At 65.6% G+C, this 7657-nt stretch carries 8 protein-coding genes; 5 read left to right on the top strand and 3 right to left on the bottom strand.

Annotation, left to right across the window (positions count from 1 at the left end; all coding sequences use genetic code 11):
- Positions 1 to 190: 190 nt before the first annotated feature.
- A complete protein-coding gene (locus A5789_RS10925) occupies positions 191 to 559 on the bottom strand; it encodes a VOC family protein (RefSeq protein ID WP_040830063.1) in 369 nt (122 codons plus the stop codon).
- A gap of 435 nt (positions 560 to 994) precedes the next feature.
- Between A5789_RS10925 and A5789_RS10930 the strand changes: the two genes are divergently transcribed.
- From A5789_RS10930 to A5789_RS10935, 3 genes are all read left to right on the top strand, one after another.
- Positions 995 to 1978 carry a serine/threonine-protein kinase gene (locus A5789_RS10930; protein ID WP_064902202.1) on the top strand — a complete coding sequence of 328 codons (984 nt, stop codon included), beginning with the start codon at positions 995 to 997 and terminating at the stop codon, positions 1976 to 1978.
- Positions 1979 to 2043: 65 nt separating this feature from the next.
- Positions 2044 to 2175 carry a hypothetical protein gene (locus A5789_RS38230; RefSeq protein ID WP_255401738.1) on the top strand — a complete coding sequence of 44 codons (132 nt, stop codon included), beginning with the start codon at positions 2044 to 2046 and terminating at the stop codon, positions 2173 to 2175.
- 406 nt (positions 2176 to 2581) lie between these two features.
- Positions 2582 to 3589, top strand: a complete 1008-nt coding sequence (locus tag A5789_RS10935) for an RNA polymerase subunit sigma-70 (RefSeq protein ID WP_064902209.1) — start codon at positions 2582 to 2584, stop codon at positions 3587 to 3589.
- Positions 3590 to 3638: 49 nt separating this feature from the next.
- Here A5789_RS10935 and A5789_RS10940 read toward each other — a convergent pair whose 3' ends face one another.
- Complete coding sequence (locus A5789_RS10940; protein WP_064902201.1) at positions 3639 to 4202, bottom strand: dihydrofolate reductase family protein; 564 nt, start codon at positions 4200 to 4202, stop codon at positions 3639 to 3641.
- Positions 4203 to 4346: 144 nt separating this feature from the next.
- Positions 4347 to 4979, bottom strand: a complete 633-nt coding sequence (locus A5789_RS10945; RefSeq protein ID WP_063910704.1) for a hypothetical protein — start codon at positions 4977 to 4979, stop codon at positions 4347 to 4349.
- A gap of 498 nt (positions 4980 to 5477) precedes the next feature.
- On the opposite strand from A5789_RS10945, the gene A5789_RS10950 reads away from it, so the two are divergent.
- Entirely contained in the window at positions 5478 to 6521 is a 1044-nt protein-coding gene (locus A5789_RS10950) for a YdcF family protein (RefSeq protein ID WP_064902200.1), read from the top strand.
- 193 nt (positions 6522 to 6714) lie between these two features.
- A complete protein-coding gene (locus A5789_RS35450) occupies positions 6715 to 7212 on the top strand; it encodes a hypothetical protein (protein ID WP_082856799.1) in 498 nt (165 codons plus the stop codon).
- Positions 7213 to 7657 lie beyond the last annotated feature (445 nt).

Raw genomic sequence — 7657 nt, forward strand, 5'->3', positions numbered from 1 at the left:
TGACCACCCCCTATCCGGCTACGACACGCCCGCACTTTGCTGGCGTCCGGCCATACACCATCCTGCTGGACTCAACCCCGCGCACTGAGCTCGCCATCCACTGATGAAGCCGCACAACGCACTTCACGACCCGCTCCGCACAGGCCGCCGCACCTGACACAGGACCGCGCCCGAACTGCGCGGCCGTGGACTACCCCCAGTTGGCAGCCAGGGTGAGGCAGAACGGGTGGCCGCTCGGATCGAGCAGTACCCGCCAACTCTCACCGGGCTGAAACTCCGGCACCGTGGCGCCCAGTTCGACCAGTTGCTTACTGGCGATCTCGAGGTCTTCGACCGCCAAATCCAGATGGAACTGCTTGGTGCCGTTCTCGTTCGGCCAGGTCGGCGCCTGATAGTCGGGGATCGTGCCGAATCCGAGCGCGTGATCGGGGCCTGTGAGCATGGCGTACTCGTCCTGCGCGTGCGCGATCTTCCAACCGAGCGCCGCGGCCCAGAACTCGGCGTCTCGCCGTGCGTCGGCACTGTCCAGGGTGAGCATTTTCAACGTGGCAACGGCCATGGGGTTTCCTCTCCGCAACAAAATTACTGTCAGTCAGACTGCAATACCGGCGCCGAAGGCGATTGCAAAAACGCGACACTGGCCGCGCCCGGGATCGGCGGCGGCCGCAAGCGGTCCGCCGACGCCCGTGTACTGACCGCGTATGCCGGATCCTTCGCGACATCCGCCAGCGAAGAAACGGTTCAACCCGTAGCCGCTTTTCGTGACAGCGACAAGCGCGGTTGTGTCTTCATGTCGCTGTCGGCATGCCGGTTCTGCGGCCGGTTACAGCGGCCCGCGAATCTCACCGCACGGGAATGCAATTGGCCCCGCTCGAGGCCCGTGCCGTGGCCGTTTCGGCTCTCGGAGCCTTTCACCATGTAGCGTCCCGTATCACGACGCCGGCTCCGCATCGGTGAGAACAACGCCCCAAGGGAGAGCGCTTATCGTGGGACGATGCCGCTCGCGCCAGGTGACCAGTTCGCGGGATTCGTTGTGAAAGCCCGGCTCGGGCACGGCGGCAGCAGCGCGGTGTATCTGGCCGAGGATCCGGAAGCATCGCGGCCTGTGTCACTGAAGATTCTGGGACCGGACGACAGCCGGTCGCCCGAGGCACGGGCACGATTCGTGCACGAGTTCGAAATTCTGTCCGCCCTGCGGCACCCGAACATCGTGCGGATGTATCGACACGGTGAAACCGACGGCAAGCTCTGGTCCGCCCGCGAGTACGTTCGCGGCGCGACCGTGGCGAAGCTGGTTCGGATGCCGCACCAACGCCCGGATCTGCGGCGGGTGCTGCACGTGCTGGCAAACGTGGCCGCTGGATTGGATTATGCGCACGCCGAGGGGGTGGTCCATCTCGACGTGAAACCGGCGAACGTGCTGTTCGGCGCATCTACCGTGAAAATCTCCGACTTCGATCAGGGCCGGTGGCTGCACCGGCCCGAACCGCCCCTGGCCACCAATGGTTTCGTCGTCGTGTCGGTACCGTATGCCGCACCCGAACTGCTGCGGGCGGACGCGATATCCCCAGCGACCGACCAGTACGCCCTGATCTGCTCGGCCATCGAGTTGCTCACCGGCCGTCCGCCGTTCCCTCGCGAGAACCTCATAGCCACCGCCCAGGCGCAACTGCGCGAACCACCGCCGGAGATTTCCGAACGTCAACCCTGGATCCCGCCCGAAGTCGACCCGATCCTGCACCGGTCACTCGACAAGGATCCCGGCGCCCGTTATGACTCGTGCAGCGAACCCATACACCTGCTTACCGAAGTACTCCAGCACATCGATCCCCGTCCCCTCGCTCCCGCCCTGAACCGTCTGAAAGCCGCACTCACCCGACCGCACCTGCTGAACTCCACACTCGGACGGACAAAGGAAAGGCGACCGGGCGCCAAGCCGGTTCCGGGGCTGCATAGCGGTAGGTCGGGGTACCTCTGATCCCGCCGCGCCGGCGATTCGACGCCTCCCTCACGCATACCGGCGGCGGTCCGATCGGCATCGCGGTGCTCATCGACATCTGGATCACGGGCAGCTATATCGGCTTCTGCATTCTGCTCACAGAGCCCCGGGCGCCACTGGAAAGTGAGCCAGCGCTTGCTCACGGCGACGTGGTTTTGTCCGGCGAAGCGGCGTGACCTGCGGATCCGTGATTTCGCCGTTCCGGCAGGCGCCCGATCGGTGAACCCAGACGGCGGTGCGCCGCATCGCCACCAGTCTCGCCGCCGTCGCAGTCGTATTGCACGAGGTTTTCGACGCCTCCGCACGCTCCCGGCAGTTTCGAATTGTGGGCGCCATCACCGAAGAAGCTCTTCGGCAATTTGACACGAAAACCTCACTGCCGCTGTGGCTTCCAGTATCCATCGTGTCCACCACCCCTTCGCCGACACCACTGCCGGCTGGGTAGCGGACCTGCCGACATGGCGGCTCCGCCGCACCGCACGCACGCCCGACACACACGCAAACACCACGTCACCGATCAGAAATCCTCCGCTACGTCGTCAGCTCTGGTAGCCCCTCGCAACAGTGGAAGGATTGATGACCATGACCGACGCCGGAGCGCTGGGCGCCGATGAGGCCACGTTCATCGAGGCGGCCCGCTCGGGCGACACGGCGCGGTTCGCGGACATCACCGAGCGCCACCGGCGTGAGCTGCAGGTGCACTGCTACCGGATGCTCGCGAACTACGAGGACGCCCGGGACTTGACGCAGGAGACGTTTCTGCGAGCGTGGAACAAGCGGGAGTCGTTCCAAGGCCACGCCACGCTGCGGACCTGGTTGTACCGGATCGCGACCAACGCCTGCCTCGACTTCCTGGAGAAGCGCAACGACCGGACACCCGTACCGTACGGGCTGTCGGACCCCGGCTCCGAGGTGCTGTACCTGCAGCCGTACCCCGACCGGATGCTTCCCGACGACCCGCAGGATTCGGTCGTGGCGCGGGAGACGATCGAGCTGGCGTTCATCGTCGCCGTGCAGCACCTGCCGCCGCGGCAGCGAGCGGTGTTCATCCTGCGCGACGTCCTCGGCTTGCCGGCGCCGAAGGCCGCCGAAGCCCTCGAGCTGACCGTCGCATCGGTGACCAGTGCACTGCAGCGGGCGCGTGTGACGATGCGCGAGCAACTGCCCGGCCGCCGCCTCGATTGGCGGAGCCCTGCCACTCACGAGCTGTCGGATGACGAGCGGGGCGTGGTGAAGTCCTACGTCGATGCCCATGAGCGCAACGACCTCGACGGATTGATGTCCCTGCTGCGCGACGACCTGCGCTTCGCGATGCTGCCCGATCCGGGCACCGTGATCATCGGGGCTCAGGACGCGGTGGACGGCTGGGTCTCCGGTGGGCTTTTCCAGCGCGGCTACGACGACTGGCGCTGTATCGCCACGACAGTCAATCGAATGCCTGCCGCCGTGCTTTACCTCCGCACCCCCGACGACCCGGAGTACCGGCTGTTGAACATCGCGGTCCTGCACATCGCCGACGGGAAGATCGCTGCGCTCACCGGATTCGACGCCACCGACAAACCATGGCTGGGCCTGCCCCCGACACTGTGATCCCGAGGTATCTCCAGCGAGTCGGTCAATACCTCACTCTGGCCCGTACTCATCGCCTCGTCTCGTATCGGGTCAGCACCACGCCGCCGGGAAACGTCCGCGTTTCCACCAGATTCAGGTTCACCCAGCTGTCCAGCGCCGGGAAGAACGATGTGCCGCCGCCCACCAGGACCGGATGGGTGACGATCGCGTACTCGTCGATCAGCCCGGCACGCATGGCCGCCTCGGCGAGCGTCGCGCCGCCGATGCCCATCGTGCCGCCGCCCTCGGCCTTGAGCCGGGTGATTTCGGCGACCGCGTCGCCGGTGACCAGGCGGGTGTTCCAGTCGACTTTGTCGATCGTCGAGGAGAACACCACCTTCGGCGTGTCCCGCCAGTTCCGCGCGAACTCGATCTGCGCCGGGGTGGCGTCGGGCTGCTGGTCACCGGTCGGCCAGTAGGAGCTCATGGTCTCCCACAGCTTGCGCCCGTACAGCGACACCTCGTGCGCTCGCTCCTGGCCGAGCCACCACTGGAACCGTTCGTCGCTCGGCTCGCTCCAGCCGATGTCGTCGCCAGGCGCGGCGATGTAGCCGTCCAGTGTCACGTTCATGCCGAAGACTATTTTCCGCATTGTTGCCAGCCTCTCGTGAGTCGATCTCACACGTACAGACTGCCGCGCCGCGAAAACCTAATCTGCGCTCGATCTGCGACCGCATGTGGTCCTCGCATACCCGACTCAGCCGGCGGACTCCGTTGACCTCGAGCACCACGCCGGTTACAGCACGCTCATATAGTTTCCGTAACAACCGTTCAGGGCGTCCGTTGCGGCTGCGGCGATGATCTCGCGGCTGTCTTGCGAACATCGGGTCAGAAACATCCGCACACGAGGCCCGGACCAACCGGCTGCCGCGACCGCCGGCCAGTACGCCAGGAACTTGTGGTTGAGATCGTGGAAATTGGCCTCGGCGTAGTCGAGGACGGCGTCGACCGCGGAGTCGGGGAATTTCAGTCGGAGCATCGCGACCGCGCGCAGCGCGCCGTCGGCGAGAAGCTCGACATCTTGTTGCAGGCACCACAGGGCGGGAGCAGGGTCGTTGTCGGCGTCGCGGCCCAGGCGGACGATGGCGTCGCCGAGCGCAGCGTTGACCGTGGTCGCCGATCGTGGTTGCAGCGCCAGCTTTTTCAATAGCTCGACATCCGCGCCGCTGCCGGTCGTACCCAGTGCCATGATCAATTGATACTGCGTCTCCCAGGTGCGTTTGTCCAGCACTTCGTGTTCGAGCGCGGTGCGGATTCGAGCCGCTGCTGTCGGGTCTGCGAGCGCGCGCAGCCGTTTTGCGCCGCGTCGTCGTCGCGTCGAGAGCGAGTCTGTGAGTAGCGCCAATGCGTCATTGCGTGTCAGCGTCATCGAGTTCGGCCTATCCGTGTTTCATAGCTTGTCGATCCATCGCGGATAATTCCATGCCGCACTGACAAAGACAGACTCCTCTTCCTCGGCGAACATCCACCCGCGCCGCCTATTTCGCGATTCCGCCTATTTTGCTTTGTGTCGATTCGTCTACACAGCCGGTCCAACGCGTGGGCTGTCGCGTAGCGGTTCTGGTTTCCGCGCGAGGCAGCCATCCAGTGCGTCGCCGCTCCGCGGGCCAGATCGGCCAGCGCGATTCGAAAGTGTGGGGCACCTGTCGTGTACACGCGGAAACCCATGGTCCACAAGCCAACTCGCCCGTATCTCGATGTCGGCGGAGTGGCGGGGAAGGGGCCGCGCCACTGGTCTGTTTCCGGCGCTCCGGAATGGGAAATCGTCGGTACGTCGACCGGTCGCCGCGAATTTCTCGTCGCGCCGACGACTTCGTAGTGTCTTCGGCGCGGCGGCCCGGCAGGGGCCGGAAGGAGTCTCGGGCGGATGCAGACGGCGACGTACCTGTCGATCGGCGGGCTTCTGGTGGCGAGTGGGGCGGTCCTGGCATTCATCGCGGCGATCCGCGTGGCCTTGGAGCCCCGCCGGCTCTCGACGGGATTCGTCCTGCTGGCGGCGGTCACGCTGCTGGGCGTCGGCGGCGCGACCGCGGTCGTCGGACTCGGCCCCGACGCGCCTTCGTCGTTCGGGGTGATCGTAGTACTCACGGCTCCGTTCGCCGTGGCCGGTATCGCGTTGCTGGTCAACGGAATCGAGCTGATGTCACGGGAGGGGATCGCCGCGACCACCGCGTTGCCGGTCGTGCTCGGGGCCGGCTTGATCGGCGCGGTGGCCGCGGTCGTCACGGTCGCGTCCGGTCCGGCGATGCCGGGCTGGGCCATTCAGTCCATCGTTCTGGTCGCCGCGGTCGCGGTCTATTTCGTGGCGCATCTGATCGCGTTCGGCGGCTACGCACTGATCTACGGCAGCCTGGCGGCTCGCCCCGAAGCCGATGCGGTCGTGATTCTCGGTTGCGGCCTGAATCGCAGATCGGTCACGCCGCTGCTGGCCGCGCGACTGGACCGCGGTATCGACGCCTACCGCACAGCGCTGCGGTCCGGACGCCAGCCGGTCCTGGTCACCTGCGGTGGACAGGGGCCCGACGAGGCGACGACCGAAGCCGACGCGATGGCGCGCTACCTCACCGCCCGCGGCGTCAGCGGACACGCCATCGTCCGAGAACGGCACTCGCGCAATACCGCCGAGAACCTGCGTAACTGCCTGCGCGAACTGAACCGGCGCGGTATCGATCCGGAGCAGCTCCGAATCACGGTGGTAACCAGTAACTTTCACGTTCTCCGGACGGCCGGGCTGACCCGCCGCCTCGGCATCGATGCCCAGGTCCTGGGGTCTCGGACCGCCGCCTATTTTCTGCCCGCCGCCTTCTTGCGCGAATTCGTCGCGGTATTGGCGACCCATTACCGACGCAGCCACATCACGGTCGCGGTCTCGCTTCTGGTCGTCCTGCTGGCCGTGATGGTCCTGCCCTGAACATCGGGCCGTGCTTCACGCCGGACGGGTGAGATGACTGGCCAGTTCTGCCGGGTGAACCGGTGTGACCTGTGCGTTTGCTGTTGTTCGTGAGTGATGCGGCCCACGAGTTTGCTTGACTGCAGTGGAATCGGGCACCAGGCTTGAACGCAGAGTATATAATCCAGCGCTCACTCGAGGAGACGATGGAGCTATGTCCAGCGAACATCTGTCCGAAGAGCCTCAATCGCAGCGGGGAGCCAAAGGCTCGCGAGATACCGGGTCGAATGCGCCGGGCGGCGGCCCGACCGATCGCCCGGCCGGCACGTTCGACCAAGAAGAAGTCACGTCAGCCCGTGATCAGAACCAGTCCGAAGACGACGTCGCCACGACCGGGACGCGTCCACCCGGCGACGCTGAATCGGCCGTGCCGCCCTATGAGGGCCGCCGGACGAGCGCGGAAGAGGTAACCGGCACCACCGGACCCGGGAGCGGCGCCAGGACAGCTGGCGCGACACGTCCGGTGGCCGACCCGAATTTCAAATCCTCTGCGCCTGGCCAGACTTCCGGCGGGGCCACCGCCTCCCCGGCCGAGGAGCAACCCGCATCGCAGGCACCCGAAACCGAGGGCGCCGACGAAGGGGCCGAGGGAGGACATCACGGCGGCGTGCGCAGAGCCGAGGACCAGCCTCGGGAATCACGGCCGCAATAATCGCTACGGCGAGTCGGTTCACCTCGCGGGTTGTCGGCGAGGAGCCCTCTGCCGCGTTGGTCGGCATCGTTGGCGACGGTCCGGACGCGATGACGGAATCGTTATGTTTTTCGACGCATATCGAACTACTCGACCGCCAGAAATGCACGATTCGCCTCGATTCGTGAACGCAATCCTCGACGACATCGAGATTTTTCACAACCGTCGGCGCTGCCACTCATCAGCCGCCGTCGAGTAGTTCCGTCGCACTTCAGCCACCGTTTCGCGCACAAAGCACCGATATTTGCGCGACCACGAATTATGTGTCGATTTCGCAACCCGCTTTCGTGGTCAGGATCGCAGACGCTTGCTAAAGTCGCTTGGCGCAACCCCGTTATCTTTTTCCCAGCTCCAATCAGGGGCTACGGTCGCCGGGCCCGGTATGGCTCTTTGCCCCCAGTCTCTC

Source organism: Nocardia sp. 852002-51101_SCH5132738 (assembly GCF_001665695.1).
In the GTDB taxonomy this organism is placed as follows: domain Bacteria; phylum Actinomycetota; class Actinomycetes; order Mycobacteriales; family Mycobacteriaceae; genus Nocardia; species Nocardia nova.

Excerpts from the sequence above, each read along its gene's own strand:
- A5789_RS10925 (WP_040830063.1), bottom strand. The coding sequence starts at position 559 with ATGGCCGTTGCCACGTTGAAAATGCTCACCCTGGACAGTGCCGACGCA.
- A5789_RS10930 (WP_064902202.1), top strand. The coding sequence starts at position 995 with ATGCCGCTCGCGCCAGGTGACCAGTTCGCGGGATTCGTTGTGAAAGCC.
- A5789_RS10935 (WP_064902209.1), top strand. The coding sequence starts at position 2,582 with ATGACCGACGCCGGAGCGCTGGGCGCCGATGAGGCCACGTTCATCGAG.
- A5789_RS10940 (WP_064902201.1), bottom strand. The coding sequence starts at position 4,202 with ATGCGGAAAATAGTCTTCGGCATGAACGTGACACTGGACGGCTACATC.
- A5789_RS10945 (WP_063910704.1), bottom strand. The coding sequence starts at position 4,979 with ATGACGCTGACACGCAATGACGCATTGGCGCTACTCACAGACTCGCTC.
- A5789_RS10950 (WP_064902200.1), top strand. The coding sequence starts at position 5,478 with ATGCAGACGGCGACGTACCTGTCGATCGGCGGGCTTCTGGTGGCGAGT.
- A5789_RS35450 (WP_082856799.1), top strand. The coding sequence starts at position 6,715 with ATGTCCAGCGAACATCTGTCCGAAGAGCCTCAATCGCAGCGGGGAGCC.